Origin of the sequence: Salinarimonas chemoclinalis, from assembly GCF_041514305.1 — a bacterium.
In the GTDB taxonomy this organism is placed as follows: domain Bacteria; phylum Pseudomonadota; class Alphaproteobacteria; order Rhizobiales; family Beijerinckiaceae; genus Salinarimonas; species Salinarimonas chemoclinalis.
Genome location: NZ_JBGMWH010000001.1, coordinates 679,917 through 699,907, shown reverse-complemented (window position 1 = coordinate 699,907; position 19,991 = coordinate 679,917). Strand labels below are relative to the sequence as shown.

Annotated in this window: 20 protein-coding genes; 7 read left to right on the top strand and 13 right to left on the bottom strand. The window is 69.4% G+C overall.

Annotated elements, in window-relative coordinates:
* Positions 1 to 23: 23 nt before the first annotated feature.
* A complete protein-coding gene (gene map, locus AB9M23_RS03185) occupies positions 24 to 851 on the top strand; it encodes a type I methionyl aminopeptidase (RefSeq protein WP_372422400.1) in 828 nt (275 codons plus the stop codon).
* 52 nt (positions 852 to 903) lie between these two features.
* Positions 904 to 1,623: a phosphatase PAP2 family protein gene (locus tag AB9M23_RS03180; protein WP_372422398.1), complete on the top strand. Its 720-nt coding sequence runs from the start codon at positions 904 to 906 to the stop codon at positions 1,621 to 1,623.
* A 10-nt stretch (positions 1,624 to 1,633) separates the two neighbouring features.
* Here the strand turns inward: AB9M23_RS03180 and AB9M23_RS03175 are convergent, their stop codons facing one another.
* From AB9M23_RS03175 to AB9M23_RS03145, 7 genes are all read right to left on the bottom strand, one after another.
* The gene (locus AB9M23_RS03175; RefSeq protein WP_372422396.1) at positions 1,634 to 2,656 is read right to left on the bottom strand and encodes a hypothetical protein; all 1,023 of its coding nucleotides are present in this window, start codon (positions 2,654 to 2,656) and stop codon (positions 1,634 to 1,636) included.
* A complete protein-coding gene (locus tag AB9M23_RS03170) occupies positions 2,653 to 3,309 on the bottom strand; it encodes an alpha-ketoglutarate-dependent dioxygenase AlkB family protein (RefSeq protein ID WP_372422394.1) in 657 nt (218 codons plus the stop codon). Before AB9M23_RS03170 ends, AB9M23_RS03175 begins: the two co-directional genes overlap by 4 nt.
* A complete protein-coding gene (locus AB9M23_RS03165; RefSeq protein ID WP_372422392.1) occupies positions 3,306 to 3,926 on the bottom strand; it encodes a 2,3-bisphosphoglycerate-dependent phosphoglycerate mutase in 621 nt (206 codons plus the stop codon). The genes AB9M23_RS03170 and AB9M23_RS03165 overlap by 4 nt, the downstream gene beginning before the upstream one ends.
* A 47-nt stretch (positions 3,927 to 3,973) precedes the next feature.
* Positions 3,974 to 4,783, bottom strand: coding sequence for a 4-hydroxy-tetrahydrodipicolinate reductase (dapB, locus tag AB9M23_RS03160; protein WP_372422390.1), 810 nt, complete (start codon positions 4,781 to 4,783; stop codon positions 3,974 to 3,976).
* A gap of 84 nt (positions 4,784 to 4,867) precedes the next feature.
* On the bottom strand, positions 4,868 to 5,002 hold the full coding sequence (locus AB9M23_RS03155) for a hypothetical protein (RefSeq protein WP_372422388.1): 135 nt from the start codon (positions 5,000 to 5,002) through the stop codon (positions 4,868 to 4,870).
* A 186-nt stretch (positions 5,003 to 5,188) separates the two neighbouring features.
* Positions 5,189 to 5,419, bottom strand: coding sequence for a hypothetical protein (locus AB9M23_RS03150; RefSeq protein WP_372422386.1), 231 nt, complete (start codon positions 5,417 to 5,419; stop codon positions 5,189 to 5,191).
* Between the two features lie 161 nt (positions 5,420 to 5,580).
* Positions 5,581 to 6,333 (bottom strand): SOS response-associated peptidase, encoded by a 753-nt coding sequence (locus AB9M23_RS03145; RefSeq protein WP_372422384.1) that lies wholly within the window; start codon positions 6,331 to 6,333, stop codon positions 5,581 to 5,583.
* Positions 6,334 to 6,418: 85 nt separating this feature from the next.
* Here AB9M23_RS03145 and AB9M23_RS03140 point away from each other — a divergent pair, with 85 nt between their 5' ends.
* Both AB9M23_RS03140 and AB9M23_RS03135 read left to right on the top strand, forming a co-directional pair.
* Positions 6,419 to 6,970, top strand: coding sequence for a hypothetical protein (locus AB9M23_RS03140; protein ID WP_372422382.1), 552 nt, complete (start codon positions 6,419 to 6,421; stop codon positions 6,968 to 6,970).
* A complete protein-coding gene (locus AB9M23_RS03135) occupies positions 6,970 to 7,467 on the top strand; it encodes a peptide deformylase (protein WP_372422380.1) in 498 nt (165 codons plus the stop codon). The genes AB9M23_RS03140 and AB9M23_RS03135 overlap by 1 nt, the downstream gene beginning before the upstream one ends.
* A 9-nt stretch (positions 7,468 to 7,476) precedes the next feature.
* On the opposite strand, the gene AB9M23_RS03130 is transcribed toward AB9M23_RS03135, so the two are convergent.
* Positions 7,477 to 8,421: a hypothetical protein gene (locus AB9M23_RS03130; protein ID WP_372422378.1), complete on the bottom strand. Its 945-nt coding sequence runs from the start codon at positions 8,419 to 8,421 to the stop codon at positions 7,477 to 7,479.
* 318 nt (positions 8,422 to 8,739) lie between these two features.
* Here AB9M23_RS03130 and dnaK point away from each other — a divergent pair, with 318 nt between their 5' ends.
* The 3 genes from dnaK to AB9M23_RS03115 all read left to right on the top strand — a co-directional run bounded on the left by dnaK (position 8,740) and on the right by AB9M23_RS03115 (position 12,685).
* The gene (dnaK, locus tag AB9M23_RS03125; RefSeq protein ID WP_372422376.1) at positions 8,740 to 10,662 is read left to right on the top strand and encodes a molecular chaperone DnaK; all 1,923 of its coding nucleotides are present in this window, start codon (positions 8,740 to 8,742) and stop codon (positions 10,660 to 10,662) included.
* Between the two features lie 186 nt (positions 10,663 to 10,848).
* Positions 10,849 to 12,003 (top strand): molecular chaperone DnaJ, encoded by a 1,155-nt coding sequence (dnaJ, locus tag AB9M23_RS03120; RefSeq protein WP_372422374.1) that lies wholly within the window; start codon positions 10,849 to 10,851, stop codon positions 12,001 to 12,003.
* Positions 12,004 to 12,073: 70 nt separating this feature from the next.
* Positions 12,074 to 12,685: a class I SAM-dependent methyltransferase gene (locus AB9M23_RS03115; protein WP_372422372.1), complete on the top strand. Its 612-nt coding sequence runs from the start codon at positions 12,074 to 12,076 to the stop codon at positions 12,683 to 12,685.
* A gap of 23 nt (positions 12,686 to 12,708) precedes the next feature.
* Here the strand turns inward: AB9M23_RS03115 and AB9M23_RS03110 are convergent, their stop codons facing one another.
* The 5 genes from AB9M23_RS03110 to AB9M23_RS03090 form a co-directional block, all read right to left on the bottom strand.
* A complete protein-coding gene (locus tag AB9M23_RS03110; RefSeq protein ID WP_372422371.1) occupies positions 12,709 to 15,225 on the bottom strand; it encodes a S8 family serine peptidase in 2,517 nt (838 codons plus the stop codon).
* Positions 15,131 to 16,207: an AAA family ATPase gene (locus tag AB9M23_RS03105; protein WP_372422370.1), complete on the bottom strand. Its 1,077-nt coding sequence runs from the start codon at positions 16,205 to 16,207 to the stop codon at positions 15,131 to 15,133. The genes AB9M23_RS03110 and AB9M23_RS03105 overlap by 95 nt, the downstream gene beginning before the upstream one ends.
* Before the next feature lie 266 nt (positions 16,208 to 16,473).
* Positions 16,474 to 17,328, bottom strand: coding sequence for a beta-keto acid cleavage family enzyme (locus tag AB9M23_RS03100; RefSeq protein WP_372422368.1), 855 nt, complete (start codon positions 17,326 to 17,328; stop codon positions 16,474 to 16,476).
* Positions 17,329 to 17,446: 118 nt separating this feature from the next.
* Positions 17,447 to 17,890, bottom strand: coding sequence for a gamma-glutamylcyclotransferase family protein (locus tag AB9M23_RS03095; protein WP_372422366.1), 444 nt, complete (start codon positions 17,888 to 17,890; stop codon positions 17,447 to 17,449).
* Positions 17,891 to 17,907: 17 nt separating this feature from the next.
* Positions 17,908 to 19,911, bottom strand: coding sequence for an acetyl-CoA carboxylase biotin carboxylase subunit (locus AB9M23_RS03090; protein WP_372422364.1), 2,004 nt, complete (start codon positions 19,909 to 19,911; stop codon positions 17,908 to 17,910).
* Positions 19,912 to 19,991 lie beyond the last annotated feature (80 nt).

Below are 19,991 nucleotides of genomic sequence, written 5' to 3'. Positions count from 1 at the left end.
TCCCCCGACAGGAACAGGATGCGATGACCCTCGACGAGACCGACGAGATCGAACGCCGCGCCGGCGGCAAGACGCCGCCGATCCACGGGCCGGAGGCCTTCGAGGCGATGCGCCGCGCCGGGCAGCTCACGGCCAAGGCGCTCGATCTGATGGTCGAGCACGTCGCGCCGGGCGTCACCACCGACGCGCTCGACAAGCTCGCCTTCGAGTTCGCCATGGACCACGGCGCCTATCCGGCGCCGCTGTTCTACCGCGGCTATCCGAAGGCGATCTGCACCTCGATCAACCACGTGGTCTGCCACGGCATCCCCAACGACAAGCCGCTGCGCGACGGCGACATCGTCAACATCGACATCACCCTCATCGTCGACGGCTGGCACGGCGATTCGAGCCGGATGTTCTACGTCGGCGCGGTTCCACGCAGGGCCGAGCGGCTGTGCGAGATCACCTGGGAAGCGCTGATGCGCGGCATCGCCGCGGTGAAGCCCGGCGCCACGACGAACGCCATCGGCGCGGCGATCCAGGCCTATGCCGAGGGCGAGCGCTGCTCGGTCGTGCGCGACTTCTGCGGCCACGGGCTCGGCCGCGTCTTCCACGACGCGCCGACGATCCTGCACTTCGTCGAGCCCGCCTACGACGTGCCGCTCGAGCCCGGCATGCTCTTCACGATCGAGCCCATGATCAACCTCGGCCGCCCCCACGTGAAGGTGCTGGGCGACGGCTGGACCGCGGTGACCCGGGACCGCTCGCTCTCGGCACAATTCGAGCACACGGTCGGCGTGACCGAGACGGGCTGCGAGATCTTCACCCTCTCGCCCAGCGGCTGGGACAAGCCGCCCTACCGCGGCTGAGGCGATGAGCGGCGACGGGATCGATCGGCGGGGGCTTCGCGTTGCGACGGCGATGAAGCATGGCCGCCTCCTCCTCGCCACCGTCCTCGAGAACCGCGCGACGCTCCTGGTCCTCGCACTCCTCGCCGGGGGCGTGTGGGGCTTCATCGCGCTGGCCGACGAGGTGCTGGAGGGCGAGACGCATGCGATCGACGAGGCGATCCTCGTCGCTCTGCGCGTGCCCGGCGACCTCTCCGACCCGATCGGCCCCGGCTGGTTCGAGGAGATGATGCGCGACTTCACCGCGCTCGGCGGAACCGGCGTGCTGACGCTCCTGACCGCGATCGCCGTCGTGTTCCTGCTCGTGGCGAAGCTGCCGCGCGCCGCGCTCGCGGTCGCGCTGGCGATCGGCGGGGGCATCCTGCTCTCGACGCTGCTCAAGTCCGGCTTCGACCGGCCGCGGCCCGACCTCGTGCCCCACGGCAGCATCGTCTACACGGCGAGTTTTCCCTCGGGGCACTCGATGATGTCGGCGACGGTCTACCTGACGCTGTCGGCGCTGGTCTCGCGGGTGCTGACGCGGCGGCGGCTGCGGATCTACCTCGTCACGGTGGCCGTGCTTCTGACGCTCCTCGTCGGGGCGAGCCGGGTCTACCTCGGCGTCCACTGGCCGACCGACGTCCTCGCCGGCTGGACGATCGGTGCGGTCTGGGCGCTCGGCGCGTCGGTGATCATGCTTCGGCTGCAGGTTACCCGCGCCGTCGAGCGGCCCGATGCGGCGCGGATCGAGTAGCGACGGCGCCTCAGCGCGGCGCCAGGGAATCGGCGAGGGCGCGGAAGCGTGGCGTCCAGGTCTCGCGCTCGGCGTCCTTCGCCACGCCCAGCACGCGGATGAAGCCCCCGTCGGTGAAGCGCAGGGTCTGCTGCACGACGACCGGCACGCCGGAGCGCTCGGTGGCCGTCGCCTGGATCTCGTGCCAATCGGAATTGTCCTGGCGAAAGCCCTGCGAGCGCTCGATCCGCACGTCCGAGAGGCCGGCGAGGCCCAAGACGGCGCGGCGTGCGAAATCGTCGCGGCGATCCTCCGGCGGCGACATCTCCTGCGAGGCGGCGACGATCACGATCGGCTGGTTCGCGGCCTCCACGACGTTGTTCTCGCCTTCGGTGAGGAGGATGGAGTTGCCGCCCGTCACGCGCACCGGACGGAAGCCCGCGCGATCCCCGATGGCGAAGGGGAGCGCGGCGATCTGCTCGTCGAGCCCGGGCGGCGCGCGCAGCGTGATCGTCGCGAGCGCCGCCTCGATCGCCTGGCGGGTGTAGGCCGGCTGGAGCGGGACCCGCTGGGCGATCACGAGGGCGACCTGCTCGGGCGTGCGCGCCGCGACGACCCACTTGTCGACCGAGAGGCTCTGCTGGAGCCGCTGCTCGCCCGAGACCAGGAACGCCTCGGACGCGCCTTCGATCGTGATCTCCTGGCGCTGCGGATCGGAGTAGCCCTGTGGAGGCAGGTTCTCGAGCGCGTAGCGCCGCGAGATCGCGTCCCACTCCTCGGGGGGCGCGGTGACGAGCGCGATGAAGGTGCCGTCCTGCGGGTTCTCGAAACCGAGGAAGCGCGTCGAAGGCCGCATGCCCGGGAGCGGCGCGACGCCGATCGAGGCTCCGGGGAGGAAGGTGAGCCGGTCCACGGGACGCGTGTCGGACGGCGCCGCCGCGGACGCCTCGCCCTGCTGGGAGAGGGCCGGTCCGCTCGCGAGCGTCGCGAGCGCGAGAACGGCGGCGGTGGCGGAGCGCAGGCCGCGGCGAATGCGGCGGGGGCGTGCTGTCATGGGGGTCCTCCGATCGGGGCGTCGGGGCGGCCGGGCGGGGTCACGCGGCGCAGGGTGAGGTTGATGCGCCCGGGCGCGTCGAGCAGCGTCGCGGTGCCGGGCAGGATGCGGTCGACGCCGTGGAAGGCGAGCCGCGAGGCGCCGCCGATCACGACCGCGTCGCCCGACGCCAGCCGGATCGAGCGCGTGGGCGCCTTGCGCTCGGTGCCGCCGAACCGGAACACCGCCGTGTCGCCGAGCGAGAGCGAGACCACCGGCGCCTCGAGATCGGCCTCGTCGCGATCCTGGTGCAGGCCCATGCGCGCGCTCGGCTCGTACCAGTTGATCAGGCAGGCCTGCGGCGGATGGGGATGGCCGGCGAGCGCCTCCCAGGCCTCGCGGACGATGTCGGGCATCGCCGGCCAGGGCGCGCCGGTCGCCGGATGGAACGGCTGGTAGCGATAGCCCGCCTCGTCGGACACCCAGCCGAGGTCGCCGCAGTTCGTCATGCGCACGGAGAAGGGCTTTCCCGTGCGCGGCATGCGCGGCGTGAACAGCGGCGCGGCGCGCACCACGGCGCGCACGGCGTCGCGCAGGCGCGCCTGCGCGTCCCGATCGAGGTAGCCGGGGACGTGGAGCAGCCCCGGCGCCAGCGCGAGCCGCGGGGCGCTCACGTGTCGATCGTCTCCTTGGAGACGACGCGCGTGTCCTCCCCGAGGCGGTAGACGAAGGGGATGCCCGTGGGCAGCTCGAGCTTGGAGACCTCCTCCGTCGTCATCCCGTCGAGCACCATCATCAGCGCGCGCAGGGAATTGCCGTGGGCTGCGACGAGCACCCTCTGCCCACGCATCACGCGGGGGAGGATCTCGCGGATGTAGTAGGGCAGCACGCGCGCGACCGTGTCCTTGAGGCTCTCCCCGCCCGGCGGCTGGACGTCGTAGGAGCGCCGCCACAGGAAGACCTGCTCCTCGCCCCACCTGGCGCGGGCGTCGTCCTTGTTCAGGCCCGCGAGGTCGCCGTAGTCGCGCTCGTTGATGGCGGCGTCGGCGATGGTCTCGAGGCCCGGCTGGCCGAGTTCGCCGAGCATGATCGCGCAGGTGCGCTGCGCGCGCGACAGCGCGGAGGTGAAGGCGACGTCGAACGCGTAGCCGCGCTCCTTCAGCCGCCGCCCGCCGAGCTCGGCCTCCTCGACGCCGAGCTCGGTGAGGTCGGGGTCCTTCCAGCCGGTGAAGAGGTTCTTCTTGTTCCAGTCGCTCTGCCCGTGGCGGGCGAGCACGAGGAGACGCTCCATGGGGGACTGGTCCTTCTCGTTCGTGAGGGGATGTGAGGGGGACGTCGTCAATCGAGGCCGAGCACGTCGGCCATGGAATGGAAGCCGGGCGTGCGTCCCCGCGCCCATAGCGCCGCCTGCACCGCGCCGCGGGCGAACAGGCCGCGGTCCTCGGCGACGTGGCGCAGCTCGATGCGCTCGCCGGACCCTGCGAGGATCACTGCATGCTCGCCGACGACGGAGCCGCCGCGGAGGGTGGCGAAACCGATGTCGCCCTCGCGCCGGGGGCCGACGTGCCCGTCGCGGCTGCGCACGGCCTTCTCGTCGAGCGACACGCCGCGGCCCTCCGCCGCGGCCGAGCCCAGCAGCAGCGCGGTGCCGGAGGGGGCGTCGACCTTGTGGCGATGGTGCATCTCGACGATCTCGACGTCGAACTCCGGCCCGAGCGCGCGCGCGGCCCGCCGCACCAGGCTCGCGAGCAGGTTCACGCCGAGCGACATGTTGCCGGACTGGACGACGCAGCAGCGCCGCGCGGCCTCGCGCAGGGCGGAAAGATCGTCGGCGGAGAGGCCCGTGGTGCCGACGACGTGCGCGATCCCGCGCGCGGCGCACAGGCCGGCGAGCGCCGTCGTGGCGGCGGGGGCGGTGAAGTCGATCACCGCTTCGGCGCCCTCGAGCGCGCGCTCGGGATCGTCGCCGACGGCGACGCCGAGCGGCGGCAGCCCGGCGAGCACGCCGGCGTCCGCGCCGACCCCGTCCGCCCCCGGGCGCTCGAAGGCGCCGGAGAGGACGCAGCCCGGCGTCTCGGCGATCGTCCGCACCAGTGTCCGGCCCATCCGCCCGGACGCGCCGACCACCGCGAGCCGCATGTCGCTCATCCCGCTCTCCTCCCGCGTGCCATGGGGGTATAGGACGGCCGGGCGCGGGAGGAAAGTGGCGGGGACCGCGGCGCTGCCGAGGCATCACAGGTCGGTGCGGTTCTGGCCCGGCTGGAAGACGCGCAGGAAGAGCACGTCCATATTCTCGATCGGCGTGCCTGGCAGGTCCGGCTCGACTTCGTAGATGATCGCGTGTCCCCGCACGTAGCGCACCCGCATGCCCTGATGGTTCCTGCTCGGAGCCCACCGGACCGGTGCGAGAGCAATGTCGTCGACGGCGTCGAGTACCTGGAAGAGCACCTCCGCCGCTGCCCGCCCTGCACCAGGCTGCGTTCGCCATCCGCGAATGGAATCGAGATCGCGCGCCGCCGCGGGCGCGAGCGACAGTCGTGCCGGCATCAGTCGTCAGCGCAGCCGCGGCGAAGAGGTGTCCGGGATGGAGACAGGACGCCCCTCTCTCAACGCCCGGAGGAGCTCGCGGGCGTCCTCGCCCTCGATCGCGAGACCGTCAGCGATCTCCCGCCGCGCCTCTTCGATCAGCTCGCGCTCGCGCTGGATACGTGCGTCGCGCTCGGCAGGGCTTTCGGACGTCGGCTGCTCGGGGCCGCGGTGCAGAAACCGAGTGACCATCGCCATCCTCGTCAGTCGCCCGGCAGCTGAATGCACGCAGCCGGGAGGTGTTTCCGCCGGGCTTGGGGATACGTGGCGATCCGCCGCCCTTCTGAGTATGCCTACCGACGCTTCGACAACTTGTCAATCAAGAGGACGCTCGTTGCCATCCCGAGCTTCCTCGACCCCTACAGCAACCGCCCCTGCCCGTCCTCGTCCGTGTTCCGCGTCGCACGCCCGCGCGCCGCGCGGGGCTCCTCCGGGGCCGGGGCTTCCCCGTCGAGCGGCACGATGTTCCGCGCGTCGTCGTTCGCCACCTTGTTCACCCGCGGCGAGACCGGGACCATGGCGATCCACGGGTCCGGGCAGGGGCGCGCGAGGGCTCGGGCCTCGACGTCGCTCGTGCCGGTCGCGTCGAGCCAGCGCGGCACGTCCTCGCGCGAGAGGATCACCGGCATGCGGTGGTGGATCGCCGAGAGCGTGCCGTTGGCGTCGGTGGTGACGATGGCGGCGGTGTCGATCTCGCCCCCGCTCGGATCGCTGTAGGTCTCCCAGAGGCCGGCCATCGGCATCGGCCCGCCGGATGCCATGCGGACGAGGTAGGGCGCCTTGACGCGGCCCTCGCGGCGCCACTCGTAGAAGCCGTCGGCGAGGAAGACGCAGCGCCGACGCTTCATCGCCGCCTTGAAGGTCGGCTTCTCGAGCAGCGTCTCCGCGCGGGCGTTGATGACGAGGGGGAAGTCCTTCGGGTCCTTCGTCCAGGAGGGCAGGAAGCCCCAGCGCACCAGCCGGAACTGCGGCGCGCCGTTCTCGTGCACGACGATGGGCACGGGCTGGGTCGGCGCGACGTTGTAGCGCGCGGGGAAGTTCGGCGTCTGCGCATAGCCGAACCCGTCGCGAAAAACCTCCGGCGTCGAGGTGATGATGAACCGGCCGCACATGTCGCACCTCGTGGTCGCGGGAACCGGGGTCCGGGAGCCCGTGTCGGGAACGAAGGTAATACTTTATTCGGTCGCGTGCGCGAGGATGCGTCTCCTTCCCGATCCCGACGGCGCACCATCCATGCACGGCCCGATCGACGAGACGCGAGCGGCGCCGGCGCCCGAGGGCGCCGACGCGACGGCGGGCGGTCTCTCGAACGACTATCTCAATCACTTCAGCGAGGTCCTCATGCTCGTCGAGCTGGCGGCCGAGGACGAAGGCGCGTTCGACGATCTCGCCGCCTGGCGGCCGGTGGACTACCCCGCCTACTTCGCCGCCTCGCACCTGCGCCGCGCGCCCGCCGCGCGGGCGGCCTACGAGGCGCTCCCCGAGGACCGTCGGGAGGCGTTCGAGACCCTCACCCGCGCCATGGACCGGCTCGCGACGACCGCCATCCGTGCGCTGCGCCCGCCCTGCGAGCCGCAGGACGCCGCCCACGTCGCAGACGTGACCGGCCCGGCGCTGAGGCGCCTGATCGCCCGGGCGAGCGCCTTCCTCAATTCCGGCGGCCGCGAGCTGCCCGACGAGGCCGAGGTCGAGGCCGCCCAGCAGGCGATCGACCGCCTGCTCGACCGCACGCCCTCCGAGGCGGGCTGATGCCGGTACGCGCGATCCTGCGCTGGCCCGATCCGCTGCTCGCGACGCCCGCCGCACCCGTCGGCACGCCCGACGCCGAGACCCGCGCGCTCGCCGACGACCTCCTCGAGACGATGCGCGCCGCCCCGGGCGTCGGCATCACCGGCCCGCATGTCGGCGCCATGCTGCGCGTCGTCGTGCTCGAGCTGCCCGGCGACGCGTCGCCCGCGGTCTACTGCGATCCGCGGGTGGCGTGGGCCTCGCCCGAGACGGCGCGCTACACCGAGGGTTCGGTGTCGATGCCCGGCATCACCGACGAGGTGGAGCGCCCCGCATCCGTTCGCGTCGCATACGTCGGCCTCGACGGCACGGCCCGCGAGGAAACGGCGGGGGGCTTCCGCGCCGCCTGCCTGCAGCACGAGATCGACCAGCTCGACGGGATCTTCTGGCTGCGCCGCCTGACGCGCCTGCGGCGCGAGCGGGCGGTGAAGCGCTGGGAGAAGGCGCGGCGCGGCTGACGCCGTCGCTCAGTTGTCGGTGGGCAGGATCGACAGCGGCGCCGGCCCCGCCGGCGCGGCCGCAGGCGCGTCGGCCCGAGGCGCGGGCGCCGGCGTCGCGCCGAGGCGCTCCTGTAGCCCCGCCGCACGGGCCTGCGTCCAGCGCGCCGCGCACAGGCCCTGGCGCTCCTCGCCCTCGTAGCGGGCGCAGGCCGTGACGCGCTCGGCGGAGAAGCCCGCCTGCTCCGCGAGCACGGCGCGCAGCGCGTCACCCGCGCTGCGCTCGGCGAGCGTGCGGTAGGCGGCCCGCACGGCCTCGTCGGCCTCCACGAGGTCGCGCTCGAGCCGGGCGGGGTCCGTCGGCAGCGCGTCCGGCCGCGGCCCCCAGACGCCGGCGGGATCGACCCGGCAATCGGCCGCCTCGAACGTGCAGAGGCCCTCGTGCCACAGGAGCGCGGCGTCCGCGAAGAGCGTCACCACGACAGGGCAGGCGGAGGCCGCGAGGCGGTAGCGGGCGTAGCGCCCGAGCGGCGCCAGGGGGGAGAGCGCGACGCCGCCCTCGCCCTCGGCGATGGTGACCGCGCAGGCCTCCTGCGGATCGGAGACGCCGCGGCCCTCCAACGTCAGCGTCGCGGCGAGGCCCTGCGCCGCTCGGGCGATGTCGAGGGCGCCCTCGCGGGCGTCGCGGTGGAGCGTCAGCTCGGTGACGTCCGCCGCCGGCGGCGGCGGGGCCGACGGCACCCGATCGCCGGCGACGCCCGTCGGCGCGGCCGGGGCCGGGACGATCGACAGGTCGGGGACGGTGGGCAGGCTCGGGACGGTCGGGGCCGCCGGCTGCGGCACGGACGCCGGCGGCTGCGAGAACTGCGCGCCCGGCAGCTCCAGCGGCTGCGCCCCGGCGGGCGCCGCCGCGCAGAGCGCCATCGGGCCGACGAGCAGCTGGAACGCGAGGACGCGGAGGGCTCTGGAAGGCAAGTACCGGCACCCGGACGGTTGCGATGGCGCGACCCTAGGCGACGCGGGTTCGTGTGTCCATCGCCGGTCCGATAACGACGTGCACGAACGACGTCGAAACCACCAGCACCCTTGAACCGCCGCGCCCGCCCGCCCATGTCCCGCCTTGCGGCGTGATTTGGGCACGCCTATATCAGCCGCGTTCACGGAGGGGCCGAATGCCTGGGGGGCGGACGGCTCGACATCGCAAGCGAAAGCAACCTGCTAGGCACGTTAAGTCAGCCATGGGCCGAGTCGCCTCGGGGCTCGGCGGTCTGCTTGAAAGTGAGGGATCCCGCCATGGGTAAGGTCATCGGTATCGATCTGGGCACGACGAACTCCTGCGTCGCGGTGATGGAGGGCACGACGCCCAAGGTCGTCGAGAACGCGGAGGGCGCGCGCACCACGCCCTCGATCGTCGCGTTCACCGACGAGGGCGAGCGCCTCGTCGGCCAGCCGGCCAAGCGCCAGGCCGTCACCAATCCGGAGCGCACCTTCTTCGCGATCAAGCGCCTGATCGGGCGCACCTTCGACGATCCGACGACGAAGAAGGACCAGGAGCTCGTCCCCTACAAGATCGTTCGCGGCGGCAACGGCGACGCCTGGGTCGAGTCGGACGGCAAGCAGTATTCGCCCTCGCAGATCTCCGCCTTCACGCTGCAGAAGATGAAGGAGACCGCCGAGAGCTATCTCGGGCAGCCGGTCACCCAGGCCGTGATCACCGTCCCCGCCTACTTCAACGACGCCCAGCGTCAGGCGACGAAGGACGCCGGCAAGATCGCCGGACTCGAGGTGCTGCGCATCATCAACGAGCCGACGGCGGCCGCGCTCGCCTACGGCCTCGACAAGAAGCAGACCGGCACGATCGCGGTCTACGATCTCGGCGGCGGTACGTTCGACATCTCGATCCTCGAGATCGGCGACGGCGTGTTCGAGGTGAAGTCGACCAACGGCGACACCTTCCTCGGCGGCGAGGACTTCGACATGCGCGTGGTCGAGTACCTCGCGGCGGAGTTCAAGAAGGAGCAGGGCATCGACCTGACCAAGGACAAGCTCGCGCTCCAGCGCCTCAAGGAGGCGGCCGAGAAGGCGAAGATCGAGCTCTCGTCCACGACGCAGACCGAGATCAACCTGCCCTACATCACCGCCGACGCGTCGGGACCGAAGCACCTCGCGCTCAAGCTCTCGCGCGCCAAGTTCGAGAGCCTCGTCGACGACCTGATCCAGCGCACCGTCGAGCCCTGCAAGAAGGCGCTCAAGGACGCGGGCCTCAACGCCGGGCAGATCGACGAGGTCGTGCTCGTGGGCGGCATGACCCGCATGCCCAAGGTGCAGGAGACGGTGAAGTCCTTCTTCGGCAAGGAGCCGCACAAGGGCGTCAACCCCGACGAGGTCGTCGCCATCGGCGCCGCGGTCCAGGCCGGCGTGCTCCAGGGCGACGTCAAGGACGTGCTGCTCCTCGACGTGACCCCGCTGTCGCTCGGCATCGAGACGCTCGGCGGCGTGTTCACGCGCCTGATCGACCGCAACACCACGATCCCGACCAAGAAGGCGCAGGTCTTCTCCACGGCCGAGGACAACCAGAACGCCGTGACGATCCGGGTCTTCCAGGGCGAGCGCGAGATGGCGGCGGACAACAAGCTGCTCGGGCAGTTCGACCTCGTCGGCATCCCGCCCGCGCCGCGCGGCGTGCCGCAAATCGAGGTCGCCTTCGACATCGACGCCAACGGCATCGTCAACGTCCAGGCCAAGGACAAGGCGACCGGCAAGGAGCAGGCGATCCGCATCCAGGCCTCGGGCGGGCTGTCGGACGCCGACATCGAGAAGATGGTCAAGGACGCCGAGGCGCACGCCGCCGAGGACAAGAAGCGCCGCGAGCTCGTCGAGGCCAGGAACCACGGCGAGGCGCTCGTCCACTCCACCGAGAAGTCGCTCAAGGATTACGGCGACAAGGTCTCGGAGGACGACCGCCAGGGCATCCAGACCGCGATCGACGCGCTGCGCGAGGCGCTGGGCGGCGAGGAGGTCGAGACGATCAAGTCGCGCACCAACGACCTGATGCAGGCCTCGATGAAGCTCGGCGAGGCCATGTACAAGGCCCAGGCCGAGGGGGGCGACGCCGGCGCCTCCGGCGAGGGCGGGGCCGAGCAGAAGAGCGACGAGGACGTCATCGACGCCGACTTCCAGGAGGTCGACGACGAGGACAAGAAGAAGCGCGCGTGACGACGACGCGCTGACGAGACGGCGCCGCGTCCGTCGGAGCGGGAACGCTCCGCGGGCGCGGCGTCCGCGTGTCCCGACGAACGGGACGCGCGCGAGCGAGACACACCGATCGACGACCGGCCCGGATCCCGGCTCCGGGCACCCGACGACCGCTCCCACGGTCCCCACCGAAGGCACGAAGCCCCGATGGCGAAGCGCGACTATTACGAGATCCTAGGCGTCGAGAAGACGGCGGACGAGAAGGTGCTCAAGAGCGCCTTCCGAAAGCTCGCCATGCAATGGCACCCGGATCGTAATCCCGGCAACGCCGAGGCCGAGCTCAAGTTCAAGGAGCTCAACGAGGCCTACCAGGTCCTCTCCGACCCGCAGAAGCGCGCGGCCTACGACCGCTTCGGCCACGGTGCCTTTCAAGGCGCGGGCGGCGGCCCGGCCGGCGGTCCCGGCTTCGGGCCGGACTTCTCCGACTTCATGTCGGACATCTTCGAGAACTTCTTCGGCGAAGGCGGACCACGCCGTGGCGCGCGCGGCGGTGCCGGCGGCGCGGGTCGCGAGCGCGGGGCGGACCTGCGCTACAACCTCGAGATCACGCTCGAGGACGCCTTCAAGGGCCGCACCGAGGACCTGAAGATCCCCACCGCCATCGCCTGCGAGGCCTGCGGCGGCTCCGGCGCCAAGCCCGGCTCGAAGCCCAAGACCTGCGGCACCTGCAACGGCTACGGCCGCGTGCGCGCGACGCAGGGGTTCTTCACGATCGAGCGCACCTGCCCCACCTGCATGGGCCGCGGCGAGGTGATCGACGACCCCTGCGAGATCTGCCAGGGCGCCGGCCGCGTCACCCGCGAGCGCACGCTGTCGGTCAACATCCCGGCGGGCGTCGAGGAAGGCACCCGCATCCGCCTCGCCGGCGAGGGCGAGGCCGGCCTGCGCGGCGGCCCTGCGGGCGACCTGTACATATTCCTGTCGATCGCTCCGCACTCCTTCTTCCAGCGCGACGGGGCCGACCTGTTCGCCCGCGTGCCGATCCCGATGGTCAAGGCGGCGCTCGGGGGCGAGGTCACGGTGCCGACGATCGACGGCTCGGACGCGCGCGTGACGGTCCCCGCCGGGACGCAGACGGGCAAGCAGTTCCGCCTGCGCGGCAAGGGCATGCCGGTGCTGCGTTCGCGCGACGTGGGCGACCTCCACATCCAGGTCGTCATCGAGACGCCACAGAATCTCACGAAAAGGCAGAAGGAGCTCCTCCAGGAGTTCGAGGCGGAATGCTCGCGGGACACGCATCCCGAGAGCCATGGCTTCCTGAACAGGGTTCGCGAGTTCTTCGGCGGAACCGGACGGGCTTGACGCGCGTCGGTACGGTTGGTCTATACGGCTCGCCCGCGCGTTCGGGCCGCCGCCAGGAAAGGAATCAGGCGTGCTGCCAAGCTCCCATCGGCAAACGCAGAAGAAGGTCCCGGTCGATCTCGACGACGAGGCCCGGTTCCTGCGCTCCTGGATCGAGCGGCCCCTCGTCACCGGCGCCGTCACCCCCTCGGGCAAGCTGCTCGCCCGCACCATGGCCGCCTACGTCGACGCCCACGCCCCCGGCCCCGTGATCGAGCTCGGGCCCGGCACGGGTCCCGTGACCGATGCGCTCGTCGACCGCGGCATCGAGCAGGAGCGGCTCGTCCTCGTCGAGTTCAATCCGGACTTCTGCCGTCTGCTGCGCCACCGCTTCCCGCGCGCGACGGTGATCCAGGGCGACGCCTACGACATCCGCACCACCGTGAGCGAGCTCCTCGCCGAGCCGGCGGTGGCGACGATCTCCTCGCTGCCGCTGTTCACCAAACCCGTCGAGCAGCGCCTCGCCCTCCTGCGCGCCGCGCACGACCTGTCGCGTCCGGGCGCGCCCTTCATCCAATTCACCTACGCCGTGGTGCCGCCGATCCCCAAGCACCCGAGCGAGTACACGGCGACCCCCTCCCAGCGCATCTGGCTGAACCTGCCGCCGGCACGGGTGTGGGTGTACCGCCGGCCGGAGGCTTGAGGGGGGTGGGCGCATTGCGCCGATCATGCTGGAAGCGGGATGCCGAGCCTTTGTCGGACCTCGTCGTAAAGCTCAACAACTCCCGGCATCGACAGCGTCACGGCGATGCCGAAATCGATTGGGTCATCGATGTCGGCGCCTTGATCAGGGTCGCGCTGAGCAGTGAGCGAGATAGTCATATCCGGCCCGACAACGGGTGCCCGGTCACCGCGCCAGCTCCGGTGGATCAGTGTTCCGCGGCGCGCTTGGTTGGTGTCGGGCTGATCGCCATGTGACTTCACCCTCAGCGCCTCCAGTCCATCAGGGTCTAAGAGCTTTAACCGTACGGATCGGTAGCTCTTCCGCCCGGGTGCGGTTGGCGTAAACCAAGCAAGTGTTGCCGCCATCGCGTGCGGTTGTGATCGGCCGCCGATAGCTGCTGGAACCGGAACCTCGATCGCCGCCACTCTGTTCGCTGCGAGGCGGCCGACAGCCCAGAACGTTGCTCTGTCAGCGGCGCACGCCACGGCTTCATCCTGATCGACTATTCCGAAGCCGAAGAACCGCCTAATATTGTCCTTTTGTCGAACGTGCTGTTTCGCGTCGGACGGCCCGATGATCTCGCGAATTAGTGCAGCAGCCTCGTTCGGCCATCTTGCGCTGTGTGCAACAAGCGCCTTCAAAAGCACCGCCCTTTGTGCCGGCGGAATGCCCAGAAAGCGCTCGCCATAGGTCGCTTCGAGAGCATCATGGATGCGGTGAGCGGTTCGCGAGGCAAGCGCGGCGGCTGCGCTCGTACCGTTGGTGAATCCCTCCGAATTTTCCCGACCGTCCCGAGGAGGCGCGGCCACCCTGAGCCCGGCTGCGCGCCCCGGTTTGGCTGGCTGCACTTCGATGGACGTGCTGCCGCCGACGACGAGGAGGTGCTCTCTGGCGCCGGGTAAGCAGATATCTGGCTTCGTGGACTGCGCAAAACCGGGTCCGAGAGTACAGGAGGGGTTGGTCATTCGAAGTTCGCCGTAAGGGTCGACGACCGTTCGCGCTAGCGTCCGATCCGTTGCGGAAACGGCATCATCGTTGACCGCACCTACGGTGAGACCATTCACGGTCTCCGCAGGCGAGAAGAGCCGGCGTTCGGCCACGATTTTACCTATCGAACGTAACGTCTCTTTCGCGCGGATCTCGGGAACGGCGTCTTCGAAGCTTGTCCGTGTCGAAAAGCTATCGAGGCTGAACCCATCTGTGACGTTTCCAGCGCTTACGATGAATAGAATTCCAAAACGATAAGCCAGTCGGTCGATTAGCCGTGCCCATGGTGAGAGTTGGCCGTGAAATGGTCGCCTCGGGTTGCCCAGGGAAAGGTTGATGATCACGACGCCCTCGGCGGTAGCATCCGCCCCCTGCTTCATCCGCATGACGGCCGAATAGACCAGATCAATTATGAGTCGATCGGCAGGAAAGTGACCTGTTTCATCCAACACAGGGACCAAAATGATGCGCCGCGCTAACGCAGTGCTGGTCTTGTTGCGATCTCCATGAACCAGCAACGAAGCCATCGCCGTGCCGTGCACGCGCGAGCCGACGGGCGTAATCCGCTCCAAATCGAACTGATCGTCGACAACAAGATGATTCGACAGAAGAGCGTGCGCGGCAATTGCAGGACCATCGAGCAACGCGAGGATCGGCTCTCCCAATGGCCTCGGCACAGTCTCGACCGAGCTGGCACTTATATCTCCCACTTCGAGATCACTCGCAATACTCTGCGCGCGAATATACATCACGCTATCAAGGGCTGACACCGCAGAAGGTTCACGAGACGCGATCTGCCGGACAGCATGAACCGGCAAATCGACTAACAGTCCGTGATAACCTATATCTTCAATGCGGGAGCGAGACAGTACATCGCCTCCGAGCGCCCTAACAACACCTGTCAATTCTCGTTCGCTTTCAATCACCTTCTGCTTGGATGCTCGGTAAACAAGTTCGATCTCCAAACGGAATAGTTCGTCATCGTCCCGCTCCTCAACTGCAAGTTGCAAGATCGATGCGTCGTTCTGATGCACACGGTCTTCTGGCCCCCATGGGCGCATATCACGAAGAGTAGCGAAAAGATTCCGCCAGGGTGCGTACCCCCGCCCAAGTTCATTTCGGAGCCATTGCCGCCATAAACCCTGGATGCTCTTGAGAGCGCGGTGGTCCGGCACCATCAAGTATGCAACCGGATCTTTATCGAGATCATCGCCGACAAGCTGTTCCTCGTCAATCAATTCCAGACCATCCACTCGGCGAACCGCATCGGCAAATGACGACAGCGTTCCTCGGACCTCAAAAACGAGAAGGCGCTCAGGAGCTAGCGCCGTCGGATCTCTCCGGAGTTCTAGGCCGCTTGGATCGCGAGATAGTACTTCATTCAAGCGCTCGAACTTGGGCGAAAAGGCACCCGTCTGACGATCAACCGGGAACGGTTCAGGACGAGGTATGTTCGCCTGTCTTCCGACCGGCCGGTCTTGTTCGGCGCGAGGCGTCAGTCGAAGAAGAGGTTTGTCCGGGTCGCTGGCCATTCAATACTGCCTCTGGTGACGCGCGAGACTTCCAGAGGAACAGCTCTTTGTCGAGGGCATCATCAACTGACACCTCTCCGAGTCCCAGGATTTCTCGCCGGCGCACATTCCTGCACAACTCAAGCACTTCCGCATAACTTGCCGCTCCGAGCCGTCGTGCCAGATCCTTCATCGAAATCTTTGGAGTGTTCGGCCAGTTCGACATCAGCCGATCTAGGAAAACTTCAATCTGACTTCGATCTGGGGCTGGAAACGAAAGACGCAGCTGAAATCGCCGCCAAACTGCACGGTCGAGCAATTCGGCATGATTCGTTGCGGCTATGACAATAACGTAACTCGGCAGCTGATCAAGCTGCATCAAGAGAAATGAAACGACTCGCTTAATTTCGCCGGTTTCGTGTGTGTCACCACGCTCCTTTCCAATCGCGTCGAACTCGTCGAAGAACAGGACGCTCGGCTGTGTACGAACGTAGTCGAACAGGCGACGCAGGCGCGTGTTGGTCTCTCCGAGGTAGCTGCCAATCAACGCATCATATCGGACCACGAAGAAGGGCAGTCCGAGCGCCTCGGCTACACCTTCTGCATAGGATGTCTTCCCATTGCCAGGCGGACCCGACAGCAGGACGCGATGGCGCGGCTCATATCCGTGCGCTCTCAGGACATCCGCGCGTCTGTGCTCCTCGACGAGTTGACGTCCGCTTTCCTGCGCGGGTAACGGCAGCAGAAGATCATCGAGCCGTGTCCGAGCCTCCAGCTCGATGATCGCTTCGCGCCCCGAGGAGTTGCTCGGCGCGGCAGAGGAGGTCAGCGTCGGGGGCGTCACCGGAACAGCAGCGAGTGCGCGCTGGAGACGATCGGCGAGGATGTGGTGTTTTTTTGCACGCTCGTCCGCCGCAAGGGCTTCGGTGGTCGACCGAAGCGCCGTTCGATCACCCGCCGCGGCCGCTCGCACAAGAGAGACCAGTAGGTCGCTTCTTGCCATCTAAATGCCTTCGATACGTCGCTGACCCGAGCGCTAGAATGGTGAGACCGTGGTGACGTTTCGTGTCCCTCGCGTCGATGGATCGTAACACCAAATCGCCTTCCTCGTCTTCACCTTCGGCGCGATGATCGGGCCGCTCCTGGGCGGCGTGCTCTCCCCGGCGCTCGGGCGCGAGGGCGTCTTCGTGCTGGCCGCGGGGGCCACGCTGATCCCGTGCCTGCTTCCGGCCCGGGCGTTCGCGCAGGCCCCGCCCAGCGCGCCGACCCTCAGCGCCCCTCGATCCCCCACAGCGAGCGCAGCGCGATCGCATCCCCGATCGTCAGCCCCGCCGCGGTGAGCGCCTTCGCCTGGGCCGCCACCACGGCGGCGTTGTCGGCGGCGGGCGAGCCGTCGGGGAGCGAGAGGTTGTTCTCGAAGCCGCAGCGGACGTGGCCGCCGAGCAGGCCCGCGAGCACGCCGCAGCCGGCTTCCCGCGGGCCGAAGGCGCAGACCATGAAGTCGCGGTAGATGTCGGCGCAGCTCTCCACCATCGGGACGAAGTCGGTCGGCCGCGCCTGCGTCGGCGGGTCGTAGCGCCCGCCGACGAAGAGCACCGAGACCTGTCGCGAATCGATCACCCGCGCATGCGCCCAGCGGGCCAACCGGTCGGCGTCCGTTCGGTCGTAGGCGATGATCTGCGGCGCGATGCGCTCCGCCTCGCAGAAGGCGAGCAGGTCGGAGAGGCGCTTGGCGTCCGATTCGGCGGGCGCGATCTCGCGCAACGCCATGGAGACGGCCTCCGGCTTCACCGCCTTGACCACCGCGACCTGCTCGTCCGGCGCGTACCGGCCGATCGACTCCGTCGTGATCTGAACCACCATCCGCGGCCCGGCGGCGTCGCGCACGGCGGCGATCGCCTCGCGGTAGAGGCCGGGGTCGAGGCTGTGGCGGCCCTCGCGGTCGCGTACGTGGAGGTGGATCATGGCGGCGCCGACGCTCTGCGCCGCCCGCGCGACGGCGGCGCACTCGCCGGCTGTCAACGGAAGGGCCGGATGGTCCGCCTTCGTGCGCCGGCCCCCGTTCGGAGCCACCGCGATGAAGGTCGGCGCATAGAGGGCGCCGCGTCGGTCGTTCTCGGTCATCCCGGGTCCCGCATCCGTGTTTTTCCGAAGTATGCGCGAAGCCGCGCCTTCACGGAAGGGCATTGGTTACAGAAAGGCGACTTCGTTCCCCCGGGAACGCCGCTCGGCGGCATCCCCGTCACGAATTGCGCCTCTGCGCCGCGTCCGGATGCAGCGCGCGCAGCGTCGAGATCCAGCTCGGCGGCAGGCCGGCGTGCTCCGCGGCGGCGACGACCGATTCGAGGTAGCCCGGCTGGGGCGTGCCGCCCTCGCTCGCGCGCCCCACGTAGACGATGGCGCGGCGCGCGCCCCTCTGCGTCAGCACCGGCTGGACGAGCTTCGCGTAGAGGCCGGTGTGGAGGCTCTCCCAGCGATCGAGCGCCGGGACGTCGCGCAGCGCGAGGTCCCAAAGGACGCCCCAGACCGCGCCCCCCTGGGCGCGCGCGACGCTCGCCCAGCCCTCGCGCATGATGACGATGCGATGGCGCATCAGCCGCGCGGGGCCGACCGGCCGCGAGGCGGGGCAGCGCACGGCCATCTGGGCGCGGTCCATGTTGGATCCGTAGGCGAAGTAGAGCGGCATCTCGGTCCCGGGCGCGGTCAGGCGAACTCGAGGATCACGGAGTCGACGGCGAGGCTGTCGCCCTCCTCGGCGTGGATCGCCTTCACCGTGCCGTCGCGCTCGGCGCGCAGCACGTTCTCCATCTTCATGGCCTCGACGATGGCGAGCGGCTCGCCGGCCTTCACCTCCTGGCCGACCCCGGCCATCAGCGCCTTGACGAGGCCCGGCATCGGGCACAGCAGCTGCTTGGACGTGTCCGCCGGCACCTTCTCGGGCATCAGCTCGACGAAGCGCGCCTCCGCCGCCGTGAACGCCTTGGCCTTCGCCGAGGCGCCCTGGTGCTGCAGGAAGACGCCGTTGACGATCGGGCGAACCTGCACCGCGATCACGACGTCCGCGACGGTGCCCCCCCAGACCGGCTCGCCAGGCCGCCAGTCGCTCGCCACCGGCACGGCGCCGCCGTCCGAGAAACCGATCAGCACGACACCGTCGGGCCGCTCGTCCACCGTGACGTCGAAGCGCTGCTTCTCCAGCATCACGACGCGCTCGCGCGAGACGTGGAGCGCGCGCCCGAGCATCTGGCCGGAGATCGTGCGCTTGCGCTTGGCCTCGAGGTAGTCGATCCAGGCGGCCACGGCGGCCATGCGGGTCGCGACCACGCCCGCGGGCTCCGGCGCCTGGAAGCCGTCGGGGAATTCCTCGGCGATGAAGGCCGTCGACAGCGCCCCCTCGCGCCAGCGCGGATTCTGCATGATCGCGGTGAGGAAGGGGATGTTGTGGCGGATGCCGTCGATGGCGAATGCGTCGAGGGCCCGCGACTGCGCGTCGATCGCCGCCTCGCGGGTCGGCGCGTGGGTGACGAGCTTGGCGATCATCGGATCGTACCAGATCGAGATCTCGCCGCCTTCCTCGACGCCGGTGTCGTTGCGTACGGTGACGCCGTCCGCGCTGCCCTCCGCCGGCGGGCGGTAGATGGTCAGCCGACCCGTCGAGGGCAGGAAGCCGCGCGTCGGGTCCTCGGCGTAGATGCGGCTCTCGATCGACCAGCCGTCGAGGCGGATGTCGTCCTGGCGGTAGCGCAGCCGCTCGCCGGCGGCGACGCGGATCATCTCCTCGACGAGGTCGATGCCGGTGATCATCTCGGTGACCGGGTGCTCGACCTGGAGGCGGGTGTTCATCTCGAGGAAGTAGAAGGACTTGTCCTGCCCCGCCACGAACTCGACCGTGCCGGCGGAGTCGTAGCCCACCGCACGCGCGAGCGCGACCGCCTGCTCGCCCATGAGGCGGCGGGTCTGCGGGTCGAGCAGGGGCGAGGGCGCCTCCTCGACGACCTTCTGGTTGCGGCGCTGGATCGAGCATTCGCGCTCGGACACCCAGATGCAGTTGCCGTGCTTGTCGCCGAGCACCTGGATCTCGATGTGGCGCGGCTGGGTGATGAACTTCTCGACGAAGACGCGGTCGTCGCCGAAGGAACTCGCCGCCTCCGAGCGCGCCCGCGCGAAGCCCTCGGCCACCTCGTCCTTCGACCAGGCGATCCGCATGCCCTTGCCGCCGCCGCCGGCCGACGCCTTGAGCATCACGGGAAAGCCGATCTCCTCGGCGATGGCGACCGCGTGCTCGGGGCTCTCGATCACGCCGAGGTAGCCCGGCACCGTCGAGACCTGCGCGGCTGCGGCCGCCTTCTTCGATTCGATCTTGTCGCCCATCGCGGCGATGGCGCCGGGATTGGGGCCGATGAACACGATCCCCGCCGCGGCGAGCGCCTTCGGGAAGGCCTCGCGCTCGGACAGGAAGCCGTAGCCCGGATGCACCGCCTGCGCGCCGGTGCGCTTGCAGGCCTCGACGATCTTGTCGATGACGAGGTAGCTCTCGGAGGCGGCTGCGGGCCCGATGTGCACCGCCTCGTCCGCCATGTCGACGTGCACCGCGTCGCGATCGGCGTCGGAGAAGACGGCGACCGTGGCGATGCCCATCTTGCGCGCGGTCTTGATCACGCGGCAGGCGATCTCGCCCCGATTGGCGATGAGGATCTTGTCGAACATGAACGCGGGCCTCGCTGGTCGTCGGTGAGACGCCTCGAGGTTCTAGCGACCCGCGCCCGGTCTCGTCCACGCCTCTTTCG